The organism is Paraburkholderia sp. BL23I1N1 (assembly GCF_003610295.1).
GTDB lineage: Bacteria > Pseudomonadota > Gammaproteobacteria > Burkholderiales > Burkholderiaceae > Paraburkholderia.
The window spans coordinates 6,542,885-6,560,908 of sequence record NZ_RAPV01000001.1; the positions used below are offsets into that span (position 1 = coordinate 6,542,885).

Annotated in this window: 12 protein-coding genes; 8 read left to right on the forward strand and 4 right to left on the reverse strand. The window is 63.0% G+C overall.

Annotation, left to right across the window (positions count from 1 at the left end; all coding sequences use genetic code 11):
- Positions 1 to 112 precede the first annotated feature (112 nt).
- A complete protein-coding gene (locus tag B0G76_RS30575) occupies positions 113 to 700 on the forward strand; it encodes an NTP transferase domain-containing protein (protein WP_120295780.1) in 588 nt (195 codons plus the stop codon).
- Between the two features lie 256 nt (positions 701 to 956).
- The gene (locus B0G76_RS30580) at positions 957 to 2,636 is read left to right on the forward strand and encodes an ABC-F family ATP-binding cassette domain-containing protein (RefSeq protein WP_120295781.1); all 1,680 of its coding nucleotides are present in this window, start codon (positions 957 to 959) and stop codon (positions 2,634 to 2,636) included.
- 147 nt (positions 2,637 to 2,783) lie between these two features.
- Here B0G76_RS30580 and B0G76_RS30585 read toward each other — a convergent pair whose 3' ends face one another.
- Positions 2,784 to 5,276 carry a glycogen/starch/alpha-glucan phosphorylase gene (locus B0G76_RS30585; protein WP_120295782.1) on the reverse strand — a complete coding sequence of 831 codons (2,493 nt, stop codon included), beginning with the start codon at positions 5,274 to 5,276 and terminating at the stop codon, positions 2,784 to 2,786.
- Positions 5,277 to 5,867: 591 nt separating this feature from the next.
- Here B0G76_RS30585 and B0G76_RS30590 point away from each other — a divergent pair.
- From B0G76_RS30590 to B0G76_RS43055, 3 genes are all read left to right on the forward strand, one after another.
- Positions 5,868 to 7,412: a UdgX family uracil-DNA binding protein gene (locus B0G76_RS30590; protein WP_120295783.1), complete on the forward strand. Its 1,545-nt coding sequence runs from the start codon at positions 5,868 to 5,870 to the stop codon at positions 7,410 to 7,412.
- Between the two features lie 334 nt (positions 7,413 to 7,746).
- Positions 7,747 to 8,451: a PIG-L deacetylase family protein gene (locus tag B0G76_RS30595; RefSeq protein WP_120295784.1), complete on the forward strand. Its 705-nt coding sequence runs from the start codon at positions 7,747 to 7,749 to the stop codon at positions 8,449 to 8,451.
- Between the two features lie 155 nt (positions 8,452 to 8,606).
- The gene (locus tag B0G76_RS43055) at positions 8,607 to 8,759 is read left to right on the forward strand and encodes a hypothetical protein (protein WP_165614491.1); all 153 of its coding nucleotides are present in this window, start codon (positions 8,607 to 8,609) and stop codon (positions 8,757 to 8,759) included.
- 58 nt (positions 8,760 to 8,817) lie between these two features.
- Here the strand turns inward: B0G76_RS43055 and B0G76_RS30600 are convergent, their stop codons facing one another.
- From B0G76_RS30600 to aepX, 3 genes are read right to left on the reverse strand one after another with little or no spacing between them, the layout of a single operon-like run.
- Positions 8,818 to 9,885 (reverse strand): 2-aminoethylphosphonate aminotransferase, encoded by a 1,068-nt coding sequence (locus tag B0G76_RS30600; RefSeq protein ID WP_120295785.1) that lies wholly within the window; start codon positions 9,883 to 9,885, stop codon positions 8,818 to 8,820.
- 11 nt (positions 9,886 to 9,896) lie between these two features.
- A complete protein-coding gene (gene aepY, locus B0G76_RS30605; protein ID WP_120295786.1) occupies positions 9,897 to 11,063 on the reverse strand; it encodes a phosphonopyruvate decarboxylase in 1,167 nt (388 codons plus the stop codon).
- The gene (gene aepX / locus B0G76_RS30610) at positions 11,060 to 12,778 is read right to left on the reverse strand and encodes a phosphoenolpyruvate mutase (protein WP_120295787.1); all 1,719 of its coding nucleotides are present in this window, start codon (positions 12,776 to 12,778) and stop codon (positions 11,060 to 11,062) included. Before aepX ends, aepY begins: the two co-directional genes overlap by 4 nt.
- Before the next feature lie 1,083 nt (positions 12,779 to 13,861).
- On the opposite strand from aepX, the gene B0G76_RS30620 reads away from it, so the two are divergent.
- The 3 genes from B0G76_RS30620 (at position 13,862) to B0G76_RS30630 (ending at position 17,903) form a co-directional block, all read left to right on the forward strand.
- On the forward strand, positions 13,862 to 14,809 hold the full coding sequence (locus tag B0G76_RS30620; protein ID WP_183082176.1) for an IS110 family transposase: 948 nt from the start codon (positions 13,862 to 13,864) through the stop codon (positions 14,807 to 14,809).
- A gap of 516 nt (positions 14,810 to 15,325) precedes the next feature.
- The gene (locus tag B0G76_RS30625) at positions 15,326 to 16,867 is read left to right on the forward strand and encodes a methyl-accepting chemotaxis protein (protein ID WP_120295790.1); all 1,542 of its coding nucleotides are present in this window, start codon (positions 15,326 to 15,328) and stop codon (positions 16,865 to 16,867) included.
- Positions 16,868 to 17,279: 412 nt separating this feature from the next.
- A complete protein-coding gene (locus B0G76_RS30630) occupies positions 17,280 to 17,903 on the forward strand; it encodes a trimeric intracellular cation channel family protein (RefSeq protein WP_120295791.1) in 624 nt (207 codons plus the stop codon).
- Positions 17,904 to 18,024 lie beyond the last annotated feature (121 nt).

An 18,024-nucleotide genomic window follows, 5' to 3' on the forward strand; every position in this document is an offset into this window, starting at 1 on the left:
ATTGTACGGGCACTGCCGCGCATGACGGCGCACGTCGGCGTATGCATTGGCGCTTGCCTGGCGACGCGTTGCATCGCACAATCGGGCTCATCCTTTCTACCGGTGCCCGTCCATGGCCTACGCCTCGCTTGCCACTGGCGTGTTGCTCGCCGCCGGCTTCGGCTCACGCTTCGATCCGGACGGCCTGCACAATAAACTGCTCGCGCACATGCCCGACGGCACGCCGGTCGCGCACGAAGCCGCGCACCGGCTGCTGCATGTCGTCTCGCGTGTGCTGGCCGTGGTGCGGCCGGGGTCGGATGCCCTTGCGCGCCTCCTGAACAACGCCGGCTGCGATGTGGTGTTCGCCGCGGACGCCAATCGAGGCATGGGCGCGAGCCTCGCCGCCGGCATCGAAGCCAGCGACGACGCCGAGGGCTGGATCGTCGCGCTCGCCGACATGCCGCACATCGCCACCACGACGATCGAAGCGGTGGCGCGGGCGCTCGACGGCGGCGCGTCGATCGTGGCGCCGTTTTATCAGGGACAGCGCGGCCATCCGGTCGGCTTTGGCGTCGAGCATCGGGACGCGCTGATGTCACTCGACGGCGATACTGGCGCGCGCGCGTTGTTGGCCTCGCAGCGGGTGATGCGGCTGGATGTCGACGATGCAGGGATTCTGCGGGACGTGGATACGCCGGAAGATTTGCGCAATGTTTAGGTTTGGCATGATGGTGCTGGATGGGAAGATTGGCCCGTTTCGCGCCGGCCGCGTGGGGCTAAATACGGCCAGGAGCCGTCACTCACCGTCTGTTCGTTAGCCCCGCAGCCGGAACGCCCGGTGCGCAGTGCCCGCCTCGCTTTGCGGCCGGTGGGCGCCGCAAAGCGCAAGTGGCTCTTCACTCGTGCGGCCAGAAAAGAGACCGCCCTGTACGTCCGGTCGGCTATCATGCCTATCCTCTCCGAAGTAGCTCCTTATGATTTCCGTCCGTAATGTCACGCTGCGCCGCGGCGTCAATGTCGTACTCGACGGCGCGTCCGTCACCTTCGCCCCCGGCGAAAAGATTGGCCTTGTCGGCCGCAATGGCGCCGGCAAGTCATCCTTCTTCGGCCTTCTCAACGGCACGCTGCACGAAGACGGCGGCGAGTTCTCGATTCCCGCTGCATGGAAGATGGGCCAGGTCGCGCAGGAGATGCCGGAGACCGAGCAAAGTGCGACCGACTTCGTCATCGACGGTGACACCGTACTGCTGGCCGCGCAGGCCGAAGTAGCCGCCGCTGAGGCCAGCGACGACGGCATGCGCATGGCGCACGCCTACATGGCCCTGCACGACGCCGGTGCACATGATGCCCCCGCACGTGCCCAGGCGCTGATCCAGGGCCTGGGCTTCAGTGCTGCGCAGCTTAGCCAGCCGGTCAACAGTTTCTCCGGCGGCTGGCGCATGCGACTGCAGCTGGCGCGCGCGCTCATGTGCCCGTCCGACTTGCTGTTGCTCGACGAACCGACCAATCACCTCGACCTCGACGCGCTGGTCTGGCTGGAAGCGTGGCTCAAGCGCTACGAAGGAACCATGGTCGTGATCAGCCACGACCGCGAATTCCTCGACGCGGTGACGCAGGTGACCGTGCACGTCGACAACGCCAAGCTGGTGCGTTACGGCGGCAACTACAGCAAGTTCGAAGACATGCGCGCCGAGCAACTCGTGTTGCAGCAGGCCGCGGTGGCCAGGCAGGCGGACAAGATCGCCCACCTCCAGAAGTTCATCGACCGCTTCAAGGCCAAGGCCTCGAAGGCGAAGCAGGCGCAGAGCCGGGTCAAGGCGCTCGAACGCATGGAGAAGATCGCACCGGTGCTTGCCGACGCGGAGTTCGCCTTCGAGTTCAAGGAGCCGCTCAACATCCCGAACCCGCTGTTGTCGATGCTGGACGCGAGCTTCGGCTACCCGGCACCGGCCGACACACCGCCGGGCACGCCGCCCACGGTCATCGTGCGGGGCATCAACCGTTCCGTGCTGGCCGGGCAGCGCATCGGCATTCTCGGTGCCAACGGCCAGGGCAAGTCCACGCTGGTGAAGACGGTGGCGCACGAGCTGGCGCCGATTGCCGGCGAAATCAGCGAAGGCAAAGGCCTGAACATCGGTTACTTCGCCCAGCAGGAACTCGACGTGCTGCGTCCTCTCGACACGCCGATGGAACACATGATCCGCCTTGCCAAGGACACGCCGGCGAGCATGCGTGCCCCCGGCCAGAGTGGCACCGAACAATCGCTTCGCACCTTCCTCGGCACCTTCAACTTCAGTGGCGACATGGTCCACCAGGCGGTCAGAACGATGAGCGGCGGCGAAAAGGCGCGGCTCGTGTTGTGCATGATCGTGTGGCAGCGCCCCAACCTGCTGCTGCTCGACGAGCCTACCAACCACCTCGACCTGGCCACACGCGAAGCGCTAGGCATGGCACTCAACGAATTCGAAGGCACAGTGATGCTGGTCAGTCACGACCGGTCCCTGCTGCGCGCGGTATGTGACGAGTTCTGGCTCGTCACCAAGGGTGGCGTCGAGCCTTTCGACGGCGACCTGGACGATTACCAGCAGTTCCTGCGCGACGAAGCCCGTCGCATGCGTGAGCAGGCTGCCGGGGAGCAGAAGGTCATCGCCTGAGTTACCCCCCCCGGCAGTTCCAGTTTGGAAGCTGCCATAGCGCTCGCATCGAGTCGAAGGGCCGCTTCACGCCCTGAGTCGGTCAGTCAAGCATCTCGAGGAGAAAGCGCGAGGCGTCCAAGAAGAGGCGCCCCGCTTTCACAGCCGTCATTCCAGAGCGATCTTCACCGGGCGAATCTTCCAGATCTGCTCGCAGTATTCGCCGATTGCGCGATCGGACGAGAACTTGCCCGCATACGCAGTGTTCAGGATCGACATGCGAGTCCAGCGCCGCGTGTCCTGCCAGGCGTCGCTGACGTCCTCCTGGCGCGCCACGTACGCCGCGTAATCGGCAAGGACGAGAAACGGGTCCGCGTGAAGCAGATTGTCGACCAGCGGACGGAACATCTCGCGGTCTCCGCGCGAGAAGTGCCCGGCGGCGATCAGCTCCAGCACTTCACGTAGCGCCTCGTTCGCATTCACGTACTCGATCGGGCGGTGGCCCGCTCCTTTCACACGTTCCACTTCGTCTGCGGTCAGACCGAACAGGAAGAAGTTTTCGTCGCCGACTTCCTCGCGGATTTCGACGTTGGCCCCGTCCAGCGTGCCAATGGTCAATGCGCCATTCATCATGAACTTCATGTTGCCGGTGCCGGAGGCTTCCTTGCCGGCTGTCGAAATCTGCTCGGACAGATCGGCGGCCGGGTAGATGAACTGCGCATTTTTCACGTTGAAATCCGGAAAGAACACGACCTTCAGCCGCCCGTTCACTACCGGGTCGTCGTTGACAACTTCGGCGATTCCGTTGATCAGGCGGATGATGAGCTTGGCCATCGCATAGCCTGGCGCGGCCTTGCCGCCGAACACGAAGCAGCGCGGCGTCAACGCCATCTGCGGATTGCGCCGTAAGCGCAGATAGAGCGCCACGATGAAAAGCGCGTTCAGGTGTTGCCGCTTATATTCGTGGATGCGCTTGACCTGAATGTCGAACAGTGCGCCCGAGTCGACAATGACGCCCGTCGCGCTGTGGATGCGCGCGGCGAGCACCTCTTTGTTTGCCTGTTTTACGCGGCGCCAGCGATCCTGAAACGCTGCGTCGTCGGCGTACTCGTCGAGTTTGCGCAGCCTGGCGAGATCGGTCACCCAACCTTCGCCGACCGTTTCATCCAGCAGGGTTGCAAGGCCCGGATTACTAAGCATCATGAATCGGCGCGGTGTGACACCGTTGGTCACGTTGTGAAACCGCTCGGGCCATAGTTCGGCGAAATCCCGCAGCACGGTCTGCTCAAGGAGTTCCGAATGGAGCGCGGCCACGCCGTTGACCGCGTGGCTGCCGACCGTTGCTAAATGCGCCATACGCACGCGCTTTGCACCGTTCTCGTCGATCAGCGACATGCGCGCGAGACGTTCGTCATCGCCCGGGTAGCGTTGCCGGACCTCATCGAGGAAGCGGCGATTGATCTCATAGATGATGTCGAGCAGACGCGGCAGCAAATCCCGAAACAGCGACAGCCCCCACGTCTCGAGCGCTTCGGGCAACAGCGTGTGATTCGTATAGGAGAGCGCGCGCCGCGTGATGTCCCAGGCTTCGTCCCACGGCACCTGTCGCTCGTCCACCAGCAGACGCATCAGCTCGGCGACGGCAATCGAGGGATGCGTGTCGTTGAGTTGCGCGGTGAACATGTCCGCCAGGCGGCCGATCGGTTCGCCTTTGAGCGCGAGCAGACGCAGCATGTCCTGCAGCGAGCATGAGACGAAGAAATATTGCTGCGCGAGCCGCAAGCGCTTGCCGGCTTCCGGCTCGTCATTCGGATAGAGCACCTTCGACAGCGTTTCAGACCTCACCTTCTCCTGGACGGCCTCGTAGTAATCGCCGGCGTTGAAGTCCTGAAGGTCGAACGACTCGACCGCCTCACTCTTCCAGAGCCTCAGCGTGTTGCACATGTTGACGCGAAAGCCCGGCATTGGCGTATCGCAGGCCACGCCCTTGACCGTGTATGCCGGAACCCATCGCACACAAAAACGGCCCTGCGCGTCGGTCCCGCTTTCCGTGCGGCCGCCGAAACTCACGTAGAAGGCAACGTCCGGGCGCAGTATCTCCCAAGGGTTGCCTTTCTGCAGCCACTTGTCGGTGACTTCCACCTGCCAGCCGTCACGGATCTCCTGGTCAAAGATCCCGAATTCGTAGCGGATGCCATAACCAATGGCCGGAATTTCGAGGGTGGAAAGCGAGTCGAGATAGCATGCCGCCAGGCGGCCCAGCCCGCCGTTGCCAAGCCCTGGTTCTTCCTCGATCGCGAGCAGGTCGTCGAGGTCAAGGCCGAGCGCCTGCAACGCATCGCGCGCATTGCTCTGGATACCCAGGTTTATCAGGTTGTTGCCGAGTTGCGGACCGATCAGGAACTCCGCGGACAGATAGCAGGCGACCTTTGCACCGCGTGCCACGTAGGCGTGCGTAGTGGCGACCCTGCGTGTCATCATCCGGTCACGGACGGCAAACGCAAGCGCCATGTACCAGTCGTGCGGGGACGCAATCTCTGGATATCGGCCCTGCAGACAGATCAGGTTGTCGACGATGTCGCGCTGCAGCGCCGCGACGCCAAGACCGCTGCGCGCAGGTTCCGCGCTGGTCGGTGATTTCAGGGTGGGCGTGTCGTCCATGAGCTGTCGCTGTCCTTGCTGTGATCGGGCGGCGTGTCGATATTTTGCTCTTCTCTTTACCGCCCCGCACCTGAAGATGTTTATGATTGCGGAAGCGGTAAGCGAGCTTGCGAATCAGCCACGGTAGGCCTGGAAGTCGAGGATTCTCGCTTTGTCGATCGCGAACAGGCTGTGAATTCGCGTTCGATCGGACCGTGCGGATACTCGCTTGCGGGCTGTGTCCTGACAGATCGGCCGCATCGACAAAATGCGGCTTGGCGCTCCTGGCGTTTAACGATGATCCCGCTGTGTGTCGAGCGGTTGACAGCGCTGCGAATGATCGCTGTCCTTTGCAACGTGACGCTACGGCCGCGCTGTGATTAGGGAGCGCTCCGGGTCCGATTGTTGCCCTTCGCGCTCGCGCGTCCGGGCAGTCTCGTGAATTCCGCAATTCCAGTTTCGCGGAATGTGCCCTGGTCTAACTCATTCAGTTTCCCGGCAGAACCGGCGGACTTGATTCGGGCCGGCATTTTGGTGGATACTGTATATTCATACAGCATTTGGGACGCATGGTTACGCGCATGACGCTGCGCGCATCCACGGCGCGTCAGCATGAAACGCATTCCGATTGAACTGTCTTTCGCCGCATGGCGGCGCGCCGCGCGGGCGCTGCTGCGGCAAGGCGTCGATCCATCGCAAATCGAGTGGGTCGAATCAGGAAGCGAGGCGGCAGTCGAAAGTCGTGGCGCCGACAATGGTTCGGCCGCCGGACACGCCTTGCCATCTTCTGCAACCTCCGCGGCTGAGCATATCGCCTGCGCGACGGCAGCAGGCGTGCCAGGCGCAGAGCCCGCGGGTATCGTTGCAGGCGACGTCGACACAGGCACTACCGCCGCGCTCGCCATCCCCCGCGAACTCCTCTCCTGGCTGAAAACAGCCGCATGCTTCCGCGCACCAGACCGCTGGGCGCTGCTGTACCGCGTCCTGTGGCGCTGGACGCACGGCGAACACCACGTCCTCGATCTGAGCGACCCCGACGGCGCGCTGCTCGATCAACGTATCAAGGCGATTGAGCACGAAACCGAGGATCTGCTGACGCTCACGCTGTTCAGACGGCGCGATCCGTCGATGGGGCCACCCGAGTTCGTCGGCTGGTACGAGCCGCATCATGACTTGCTGGAGCGCGCCGCCGCGCGGTTTGCCGCACGCATGGGCGATTCCACGTGGATGCTGGCCACGCCGCATGGCGCGGTGTTCTGGAACGGCATGCTGCTGCGCATCGACCGGCCGGCAGCGGAGGAACGCGAACCAGCCGCCCACGCGCTGCCGGCAAGCGCCATGACTGGCGAAGCCATCACCAGCACGCCCGCGGAGGCACTCTGGCTCGCGTACTACGCCAACGCCTTCAATGGCCTGCCGTCGCCCGTGCCGCTGCGTTACTGGAGAATGCCGCCTGCGGGTCCGCCGCTGCCCGCACGCCTCGCGCGCGAGCGCAGCCGTCTCGGCGCGCAGAGCGCCGCCGTCACCGTTCCCCCTACACCGCCGGTCGAGTATTCGGCGATGACGCCGCCATTGCTGGAGCCCACTGGCCCGCTCGCCACCTGCCGGCGCTGCGCGTTATGGCGCAACGCGAAGCAGACGGTTGCGGGCGCTGGGCCTGCATCCGCGGCGATCATGGTGGTCGGCGAACAGCCCGGCGAGTACGAGAACCAGCACGGCGAGCCCTTCACCGGCCCGACGGGTCAATTGCTGGACGCCGTGCTTGTGCGCGCCGGACTGGAGAGGAAGGCGTTGTATCTGACTTACGCCGTCAAGCATTACAAATGGGAAACGCTCGACCAGCAGCGCGTCCATCGCACGCCTGCGCGGCGCGAAGTCGAGGCTTGCCAGTACTGGCTTGAAAAAGAACTGACACGGGTCGCGCCACGCGTGGTCGTCACACTCGGCGCGACCGCGCTGAAAGCGCTGACCGGCGCGCACGTCAATCTGTCCGAATACCTCGGTCAAACCATTGCCCACGAGGGGCGCCTGATCGTGCCGGCCTGGCATCCGTCGTATGCGCTGGGAATGGCCGACGCCAGGTTGCGCGACGACATCCTGGCGAGCATTGCGACGGCGTTCAGCCGCGCAGCGGCGCTGGCGGGCGGCGGTGCGTAGCCAGCAGGAGCACAAACGTAACCGCTCGCAGGTAAGCGGTTAATCAGGCTAACCGCTCATATCCGAGCGGTTACGCGTGCGCGACGCACGCCTGGCAGCGCGCCCGCTCAAGGTGAGCACATTCAGGAGCCGCAGACCGCGAAACGGTGAGCCTCTACGGGATGCCCGCAGCATCCGGGCCGCCCAGGCACGCGGCTTGCGAATCTCACAACGGTTACACAAGCCGCGCCGATTCCGCCTAAGCTGAGGTGACGCCACCCATCCAGCAAGTTCGTCTCGCGCCACACAAACGCTTCGAATGCGGCCCCGCGCGTTTCGAAACCACCACACATTCATGAGCGAAACCAGCCCTCGCCTTTTCATCGTCTCGCCCCATTTCGACGACGCCGTCTTCAGTTGCGGCGCATTACTCGCCGCCCATCCCGACGCAGCGGTCTGCACGGTGTTTGCCGCGCCGCCCGAGCAGGAAATGCATACCGAATGGGATGAAAAGTCGGGTTTCACGAGCGCCCATCAGGCCGTCCACGCCCGCACGCGCGAAGACAACCTCGCGCTGGAGATGCTCGACGCGATTCCCTTACGCTTGCCGTTTCGCGACGGCCAGTACATGGATTCGCCATCGATCGCCAGATTGGCGGCGGCGCTTGAAGAGACCATCTACCGCACGACCGCGAATACGCTGCTCATGCCGCTCGGTCTGTATCACGACGATCACGTGCGCGTATTCGAAGCCTGCAGCGAAATCCTGCCGCGCCTGTCGCATCTCACGTGGTTCGCCTACGAGGACGCCATTCACCGCCTCACACCCGGGGTCGTGCAGGCGCGCCTCGCCGACCTCGCGCAACGCGGCATCGTCGCCACACCGGCCTATCCGAGCGCGAGTCATACGATTGATCTCCCGCGCCGCGCCCAGCTCAAACGCGAAGCGGTCAACGCCTACGCAAGCCAGCTGCGCGCGTTCGGCGCGGGCAATTACGACGACGTTTTCGCGGCCGAACGCTACTGGCAATTGCGCGTGAGCCGCCGCGGGAAAAAGTAAGGGGCCATGGCGTGCTGGATCGCCTACGCTAGAAGGGAACGGCCTGCGAGCTGAATCGCCTGCGCTTGAAAGAAGCAGCCGGCGTACGGGTGGGTTCGTCCGCCTGCGGCCGTACCGCCCGCGTTCAGCTCGCTTCTCAACGAAAAGGTGATGCAATGAGCTACGACATGCATACCAGCCCGATTCCCGATCCGAATGCCGATCCGAACCGGGATCCCGAAGCCGATCCGCTGGTGCCGCCATCGCCGGGTCATCACACCGAAGAGCCTCAGCGGCCCGATGGACCGCCGGACAAAGACCCGGTGTGACGCGCTGCCGTGCGGCGTGTCACGACATCGTCACCGGACGCCCGCCTGAACGCGCACCTTAGCGTGTCAGCGCGATAAAGCCTTCCAGCAGACGGTCGATGTCGGCAGCGTGGATGTTGCCCATCGTCGAGATGCGGAACAGCTCGGCCGAGAGCCCGCCTTGACCGGCATAGATCACGAAACCGCGCGCTTTCAGCGCGTCGTGCAGTTGCGGATACGAGACGCCGTCCGGTAACCGATACGCGCGCAGCACCACCGACGACTGCTCCGGCGGCAACACACTGCCGATGCCCCGCTCCGCGAGGCCCGCGCGCGCCTGCTCGGCGAGTGCCGCGTAGCGCGCGTGGCGCGCACGCCAGCCACCTTCGTCGGCGAGTTCGCGCAGCGCCTCGACCAGCGCGTAATACGCATGAACCGACGGCGTGAACGGCGTATTACGCTGGTCCTGCAAACGCGCGAGACGCCCGAGGTCCAGGTAATACGTGCGGCTCGCCGCCTGCGCGAGCGCCGCGCGCCGCACCAGCACGAACGAGGCGCCCGGCACGCCGTGCAGACACTTGTTCGCGGTCGCCGCGACGGCGTCGAGACTGGCGTCGGCGAAATCGATCGCTTCCGCGCCGAAGCTGCTGACGCCATCCACCAGCAACCGCAGACCACGTTCGCGACACAACGCGCCGAGCGCCTGCAGATCGTTCAGACGCCCTGTGGTTGTTTCGTGATGAATCACCGCGACGTGCGTGAACGCTTTGTCCGCATCCAGGCGTTCGGCGATTTTCGCGAGATCCGGCGCCTGCATCCAGTCGTGTTTCAGCGACTCATGCGCAATGCCGTATTGCGTGGCGATCTGCGAAATACGCTCTCCGTACACGCCGTTTTCCACGACCAGCAGTTTGCCGTTTTGCGGCACCAGCGCGGCGGTCATGCTTTCAACAGCCGCCGTGCCGGAGCCGGTCATCAAGACCGCCTGCCATTCGCTGGCGTCGAGGCCGTACAGATCGACCAGACGTGTGCGCGCTTCTTCCTGCAAGTCGAAAAATTCGCTTTCGCGATGGCACAAATCCGTTTGCAACAGGCTGTTGCGGACGCGTTCGGTGAGGGTCACCGGGCCTGGATTGAGTAGCAGCATGAGCACACTCCTTAAGCGGCGCCGATGTGGCGCATCAGGCGCGTCTTCACATCGGGCGGGGTGATAGTGGGACGCGGCAGGCCATCGGGCGTGCCGCGGCGAATCGCCAGTCGCGCGAAGCGCGGACCATGGGGCGACGGCGCTGTTTCGAACAGTTCGTCGATCACGTTGATGTCGTCGCTTTCAATCGCCGACGTGTACCCGCAAGCCGCAGCGACACCCGCAAACGAGACCTGCGACGACACCGTCGCCTGACCGCCGGTCGAGTCGTGCGCGCCGTTATCGAGCAGCACGTGCGTGAGATTCGACGGACCGTATGCGCCGAGCGTGGCGAACGCGCCCATGCGCATCAGCGCCGCGCCGTCGCCGTCGAGCGCGACCACGTGCAGGTCGGGACGCGCGAGTGCGAGACCCAACGCGAAGGGCGTCACGCAGCCCATCGAGCCGACCATGTACAACTGATTGGGACGGTCGTCGATTGCATAGAGTTCGCGACCGCAAAAACCCGTCGACGCGAGCACCACCGTCGATTCGAGCGGCGTGTGCGCGATGACTTTCTGCAGCGCATCGTGACGTGAAGCTAATTCATTCACCGCGACGCTCCTGAATTGCGAACGCGGCACCGCTGGCACTCGACGAGCTGGTGAGTCGCTTACTTTCAACTCGTACGGCGCCACGCTGCCCTTTTGCATCACGAGCGCGTACGGGCGGCCGGTTTGATCCATATGAGCGATGGCGCGATCCAGCGCCGGGCCGATTGCGTCAGCCTCGGTCGGGAAGGTCTCCCACGGAATTTCCATCGTATCGAGCATGGCCGGCGTGACGGGTCCCATTAGCGCGTGCTGCGGTTCGTCCGCGACGCCGGGTTGCCCGCGCCACGTGACGATCAGCAATTGCGGCAAACGGAAGGTCCACGTGAGCGAGGTCAACGGGCTCACCGCGTTGCCGAGGCCGGAGTTCTGCATCATCGTGATGCCGCGCCGGCCGTTCTGCGCGCCGAGCGTGACGCCCGCGATCAACGCGACCGCGTCGCCTTCATTGGCGGCCGAAACGTAGTGCAGCGATTCATCCTGCAAGACGTAGTTGATGAACGGCGTCAGATATGAGCACGGCACGCCTGCATACCAGTCGAAGCCGCGTTCGCGCGCCGCCTCGACGAACTGTGCCGCCTCGATCATTGCGCCGCTCCGCTGGCTTCGTTCATCTTGCCGGCCGCTGCCGCGAACGGCGCTTGCGCATGCGCGAAATCGCCGGCCCGACGGAAGTCTTCCAGATCGTTCACACCGCGCCAGTGGCCGTGCACGTATTGCACTTCGATCGCTTCACCCGCTTCGATCAACGCATTGAGCAGCGCGGGCATGTCGAGCGAATCGAAATCCGGGCGCGCCTGCAGCTTGTTGAGTACCGCTTGCAGACGCTCGCGCCCCGCATCGCGTACATTCAGCAGACCTACCCAGCGGCCGTGCGGCGCTTGCGACGCGATGGCGGACGTTGCCTCCTGCCCGCTCGACACGTGACGCAGCGTGACCTTGTTGCCGAACAGACCACGGTCGTCGCCCGCCGAGCACCACGCGAAGTCGCGCACGCTGGCGTTTTCCGCATCGGTCAGCGACGAATCGACCACCACGCTGAACGCGGCTTCGCTCTCGACCAGATCGCGCAGGATGTAGCTGCGGAACAGCAGATCGCCGTACGAGATGACCGTGTCGCCTGCAAGCTTTTCGACTGCGCACGCGAGCGACGCCAGTTCGCCGGTTTGCGCGTGACGTTCATTGACGACCAGCTTGATACCGGCCGTATCGATCGCATCGGCGCGATAACCGCCCACCACGGTAATGTCGTTGACGCTCTGCTTCTTGAACGCATCGACGAGCCAGCGCAAGAGCGGCTTGCCCGCGATCGGCAGCATGACTTTCGGACGATCTTCGGTGACGGCTTCGAGCCCTTTGCCGCGGCTTGCCGCGAGCACGATGGCCGCGCCGGCCGCGCGTCCGCTCGACAGATAGCGGTCTTCCGCTTCCGAGTATTCGTCGGCGTCTTGCAGACGGAAGATTTCGTTGACGGCGGCGATGCTGTCTTCGACGTTGACGAGCGTTTCGCTCGCGTGAATGTCTTTGGCGACCGCCTGCATGGCCGAGGTTGCGGCGCGGATCAGATGATTCGCCCAGATGACCGTGCTGATGCCGGCTTCGCGGAACACTGCGGTGGGCGTGCTGTAGTACTTGGTCGGCACGATGACGAGCGGTGCGCGACCGGCCCATTCGCGCGCGAACTCGAGAATTTCATCGGGACGCGAGAGTTTGCTGTGAATCAGGATCGCGTCGGCGCCTGCTTGCCGATAGGCTTCCGCGCGACGTAGCGCTTCGTCCATGCCCCAGCCGGCGATGAGTGCTTCGACGCGGGCGACGATCGAGAAGTTTTCATCCGACTGCGAGTCTTTACCGGCTTTGATCTTGCCGCAGAACTCGTCCATATCGGCGAGCGGCTGGGCTTCGCCGTTGATGAAGCTATTCGTTTTCGGGAATTGTTTGTCTTCGATACAGACGCCGGCGATGCCGCGTTGTTCGAGTTTGCGCACGAGGCGGCGCACGTTGTTGAAGTTACCGTAGCCGGTATCGCCATCGAGGAGGATGGGGAGATCGCTGGCATCGGCCATGAATTCGAGGGTATCGACGACTTGCGTCCAGCTCGCTTCGTTGTTGTCACGCACGCCGAATTGGGCGGAGATCGCGAGGCCCGAACCCCAGATCGCTTTGAAGCCGGCTTCGCGGACGATACGGGCGGAGAGGCCGTTATGGGCCTCCATCATGAATTCGAGTTCGTTGCTGACGAGCATCTGGCGCAGGCGCGCGCTGCGGGACGCGGAGACGAATGCGGGTTCGCGGGCGTTCATTTTCTTTTACTCCTTTTTGCGGGCTTATTGGTGCTTTTTGGTGCGCTTTTTTTGCCCGGCTGACGGCTGGAAAATGGCGACTATAGCTGAAAACGTTTTTATGGGTTGTCTGAGTAGTATTTGGGTTTTCTGATGTTGTTGTTAAGTGTTGAAATGTGTTGTTTTTTGCATTTCATGCAATGCGGTTTGGATTGGATTTGGGATTGGCATTGGCATTGGCATTGGCATTGGCATTGGCTTTGGATTTTTTTGGCGTTGTGTGGAGAAATGTGATTTTGCTCATGCGGGGCTTGGTGTTGGGGTTTTTTTCTTTATCTTATTTGGTTGGTTTTTTGCCTTTGTATTGCCTTGAATTATTCTATTTCTGCATTTAATAGGTTATTGGTCTATTAGCGTTGCCCTGTGCGGGGCGGCACTTGTAGTGGTCCAATGACATCGGACACCTCTTAAGCGGGTCCCCCGCGCAGTCGCGGTAGTGGTGCATCTGGAATCCGTGCTCTCGCACATTCGGCGTGAGTGACAAGGCCGTCATTCTTCCGGCGACGCTGCGCGCGCCGCAGCGGTACTTCGTAAAACCATCCGCTTCGTTTATCGCCCGTATTTTTCTCGCGAGCGTGGCTCGTCATTGCATTGCTACTGCAGTCCGCCGACATTTGATTCGCGGTTGTCGGCGCCATAAGTGAGCAGACGTTTTGTCGGTGTGAAGCCGACGGTCCCAGTACATCAAAACGAAGCCTCGCTTTTCCCATGCATACCCATCCGCGACGCACGCAGTGCGGAGTGGGAGCTGATGAGCCCTTAGTCACTCACGCCGAATGTGCGAGAGCACGGATTCCAGATGCACCGAGACCGTGCGGGGGACCCGCTTAAAAATTAGCGGTGTGAGCCGCTTTCTTTTGCCTACTTGTATATTCCCTCCTGTGGCGTTGACCCGATCAGTTGCCGCCACATGGACAGTCAGCTCGTCTGCCTACAGTGCCTCGAGCACGCAGAGAAGCCTGAGCGACTGTCCTTTTCATCCTCTTAACCCGAACAGTTGACTGAGCCTCGAGCTCGTATTTTCCTGCAAGTATGGGTACCGTGATGAACCAGACTTCCTCTTCCGTTTATATCGGCATCGACGTCAGCGGTAGCACCCTCGACGTTGCCATCCACGACACCACCGAACATTTCAGTGTCGACAATGAAACCGTCGCCATCGACCAGCTGGTCCAGCGTCTGATCACGCTGGGTCCCACCCTGATCGTCATGGAGGCCACCGGCAAGCTCGAACTTGCCGTGCTCAAGGCGCTCTGTCAGGCCGGCCTGCCCGCTGTCGCGGTTAATCCCCGGCAGGTGCGCGACTTTGCCAAAGCCACCGGCAAACGGGCGAAGACAGACCGCATCGACGCGTTCGTCATTGCCCATTTCGCCGCCGTCATCAAACCCGTCGTGCGTCCACTGAACGATGTGCAGACCGAGCAGCTGCAAGCGCTGCTGCTGCGCCGTGCCCAGCTCATCGACATGCTCGTGGCCGAGAAGGCCCGCCTGGAGCGCGCACACGCCGCGGCGAAGGAAAGCCTCAATGACCACATCAAATGGCTCAAACAGCAGCTCACCGTCGCGGACAAGGACATCGATTCGTTCATGCGCTCTTCGCCCGCCTGGCGCCAGAGGGAAGATCTGCTGCGCTCGGTGCCCGGTATCGGCCCCGGTGCCGCGGCTACGCTGATCGCCTTCATGCCCCAGCTCGGCTCGCTGAACCGCCGCGAGATCGCCGCCCTTACCGGCGTCGCACCGTTCAATTGCGACAGCGGCAAGCACACCGGCAAGCGTCGCATTCACGGCGGTCGTGCCATCGTGCGGCGCGCGCTTTACATGGCCTGCATACCTGCGCTGCGCTTTAATCCGGTGATCAGGGCCTTTTACGACCGTCTGCGCAAGGCTGGCAAACCGTTCAAGGTGGCCATGACCGCGTGCATTCGCAAGCTCATCGTGACGCTCAACACCATGGTCCACAACTCGACCCCATGGAGACCATCGGCTGACTGACTTCCGGCATGGCTGAGCCGCCTGTGGCGCTTTAACCCAGGCACTCGCGGCCCCCCGTGCCCACCCTTGTGCAGGTCACTCAATCGTGCAGGTCGCGAGGACGACTCGCGCGCGCAAAATGCTCCCTGACGCTGACAATTTCTATCTTGAGTAACTGCTCGCCGCTTGACTTCCAATACGGTTGCTTTTCTTTGCGGCAGGCAAAGAAAAGTGCCGCCCCGCACAGGACGCTAATAGACCGATAAGAAAACAAGGAAAGGCCAACGCCACAGGCAAACAGATAAAGCGCCGCGCAGGCAAAAAACACAAGCGAACCCGAGCGCCGCAGGCACCCACCCCAATTAGTCAGACAAAACCACAACGGGTTTCCCCTCCCCTGCGGAGCAAAGAGCGCCAGGCCGTAAACACAGTGAGCAACAAGCCAATCGCTGCAAGCGAAAAAGTGAAGAAGTGAAATAGCCCCCACCCTGACCGACCACCTCGCGAAAGCGAAAGCAAAAGCGAAACCAAACCGCCATGACTCTGAACAAAAAACTAGCCTCAATGATCGCGGTCCTCTGGACCGGCCTGATCCTGATCGGTGGCTTCGGCGCATGGCAGAACCGCGCGTCGATGATCTCGGACCGCCGCGATCAACTCACCGCGCTGATCGACCAGGCCAACCATATCGTCAACCGCTACTACACCCTCGCCCAGCAACACACGATCACCGAAGACGAAGCCAAAAAACAGGCGCTCGAAACACTCGCCGCCATGCGCTACGGCAAAGACGGCTACATCTCCGTCAACAACTCGCAATCGGTCATGCTGATGCACCCGATCAAGCCGGAACTGGTCGGCAAAAACATGACGCAATTCACCGACCCGGCCGGTCATCACCTGTTCACCGACATCGTCGACGCTGGCAATCACGAGGGCGGCGGCTTCGTCGACTATCTATGGTCCAAGCCCGGCAGCGATAAACCCGTGGCGAAAACCAGCTTCTCCCTGCACTTCGCGCCGTGGGACTGGTATCTCGTCACCGGCATGTATATGGACGACGTGCAGCGCGCGTTCTACGCCAATCTGCTGCGCTGGATCGTCCTCACCGTGACGCTCGGCACGATCGCCACCGTCGTCATGCTGCTGGTGTTGCGCAGCATCCGCCGCACGCTCGGCGGCGACCTCGAAGTCGCGGTCGAAGCAGCCCAACTGATGGCGCGCGGCAACCTCGCCACGCAAGTACCGGTGCAATCGAACGACACCGGCAGTCTGCTGCACGCCCTCCACACCATGCAGGCCGGTCTCGTCGATACGGTTTCGCGCGTGCGTCTGGGCACCGAAAACATCAATATCGGCGCAACCGAAATCGCCGCCGGCAACACGGATCTGTCGCAACGCACCGAAGAACAGGCCGCGGCGCTCGTCGAAACGGCGTCGAGCATGGATCAGATGACCGTCAACGTGAAGCAGAACGCGGACAGCGCGCTGCAAGCGGCGCATCTCGCCGGTCAGGCCGCGGATGTGGCCACGCGCGGCAGCCGCGTCGTCGACGACGTGGTCCGCACGATGGGCGAAATCACCAGCAGCTCGCGTCAGATCGGCGACATCATCGGCGTGATCGACGGCATCGCGTTCCAGACCAACATTCTCGCGCTCAATGCCGCCGTCGAAGCGGCCCGCGCGGGCGAACAGGGCCGCGGCTTCGCCGTGGTGGCGGCGGAAGTGCGCAGCCTCGCGCAGCGCTCGGCCACGGCCGCGAAGGAAATCAAGGGGCTGATCGAAACGTCCACGCATACCGTCGAAGCCGGCGCGTCGCTGGTCGCCAACGCCGGTTCGACCATGGGCGAGATCGTGCAGTCGGTGCGCCGCGTGAACGAAATCCTCGAGGAGATCAGCAATGCGTCACGCGAACAGAGCGCGGGCATCGAACAGGTCAATCGCGCCGTCGGCGAAATGGATCAGGTCACGCAGCAAAATGCCGCACTCGTCGAGGAAGCCGCCGCCGCGGCCCATTCGCTGAAGGATCAGGTGGGCGTGTTGCGCGAGGCGATTTCGAGCTTCGCCCTGCCGGCCTGAGGCCGCCGGATCCGGTCAGGCAGTGGAACGTCAGGGGAAGTGAGCAGAAAAAGAAGGCGCTCAACAGGCAGAGAGCGCCCCTTTAACACGCCGCGTCGGAGTCGACGCATTAATCGAACGAACCAGCCGCGCGGATTTTTCAAGTCCGCGCGGCTTTTTTGTGGCCGTCCGCGGCTAAAGCCACAGCCGCGTCTGCCCGGCGAAAGCGCAGGCCCTTGCCGTTCAGCAAACGCTTACCGCGCCTCATCCCGCAACCAGGTTAAGCCGAATTTGGCATCGCCGAATTCGGCTTAAGGCATTTTCATCATGACTCGCCGCTTCCGAGAATGGCCGCTTTCAAACGCCCGCCTCGCGGCACGCTCCGATGCGGAGCCGTTTCTCTCGCGAGTGCCGTCCCGTCAAGGCCGCCGTCATGTTGCTCCACCTCCTCTACCTGCTTGCGATCATCGCCGAAGCCATGTCCGGCGCAATGATGGGCATGCGCCGCGGCACTGACCGCTTCGGCCTGTGCCTCGTCGGCACCGTCACCGCACTCGGCGGCGGCACGGTGCGCGACGTGTTGCTCGGCCACTATCCCCTTGCATGGATCTCGCATCCAGATTACGTTCTGATTACAATCGGGGCAGCGTCGATTGCCGCGGCCAGCGCCAAATGGCTGCGCCACTGGCAACGGCTGTTCGTCACGGTGAACGCGATCGGCCTGATCGCGTTCACCATCATCGGTTGCGATGTTGCCGCGACGCTGGACGTGAGCCCGGCAATCGTCTTCCTGGCCGGCGCGATTACCGGCGTGTGCGGCGGCATGCTGCGCGACCTGCTGTGCAATCAGATGCCGCTCGTGTTGCGCGAGGAGTTGTACGCCAGCATCGCGCTCGGCGCGGGCGCGTTGTACGTGGCCCTGCAAGCCTGCGACGTGGCGCCGGGGCCGGCCTCCCTCGCGGTGCTGGCCGGGGGCTTCGCGGCCCGCATGCTGGCCGTGCGGTTTCGCTGGCAACTCAAGGTATTCACCGCCGCCGATTCGGGCGGCGCAAGTTAATCCCGCTGCACGCCTCGCGCGTGTGGCTTTCACTCGAGGAGCACGCTCGACAGCCACGCGCAACAGGCCGCTGGCGTTGCCGGTTTTGGCACGCAACGCATCGCTGTTTCGCCTCGCTGTT

Coding starts and splice junctions, on each gene's coding strand:
- B0G76_RS30575 (WP_120295780.1), top strand. CDS start 113: ATGGCCTACGCCTCGCTTGCCACTGGCGTGTTGCTCGCCGCCGGCTTC.
- B0G76_RS30580 (WP_120295781.1), top strand. CDS start 957: ATGATTTCCGTCCGTAATGTCACGCTGCGCCGCGGCGTCAATGTCGTA.
- B0G76_RS30585 (WP_120295782.1), bottom strand. CDS start 5,276: ATGGACGACACGCCCACCCTGAAATCACCGACCAGCGCGGAACCTGCG.
- B0G76_RS30590 (WP_120295783.1), top strand. CDS start 5,868: ATGAAACGCATTCCGATTGAACTGTCTTTCGCCGCATGGCGGCGCGCC.
- B0G76_RS30595 (WP_120295784.1), top strand. CDS start 7,747: ATGAGCGAAACCAGCCCTCGCCTTTTCATCGTCTCGCCCCATTTCGAC.
- B0G76_RS43055 (WP_165614491.1), top strand. CDS start 8,607: ATGAGCTACGACATGCATACCAGCCCGATTCCCGATCCGAATGCCGAT.
- B0G76_RS30600 (WP_120295785.1), bottom strand. CDS start 9,885: ATGCTGCTACTCAATCCAGGCCCGGTGACCCTCACCGAACGCGTCCGC.
- aepY (WP_120295786.1), bottom strand. CDS start 11,063: ATGATCGAGGCGGCACAGTTCGTCGAGGCGGCGCGCGAACGCGGCTTC.
- aepX (WP_120295787.1), bottom strand. CDS start 12,778: ATGAACGCCCGCGAACCCGCATTCGTCTCCGCGTCCCGCAGCGCGCGC.
- B0G76_RS30620 (WP_183082176.1), top strand. CDS start 13,862: ATGAACCAGACTTCCTCTTCCGTTTATATCGGCATCGACGTCAGCGGT.
- B0G76_RS30625 (WP_120295790.1), top strand. CDS start 15,326: ATGACTCTGAACAAAAAACTAGCCTCAATGATCGCGGTCCTCTGGACC.
- B0G76_RS30630 (WP_120295791.1), top strand. CDS start 17,280: ATGTTGCTCCACCTCCTCTACCTGCTTGCGATCATCGCCGAAGCCATG.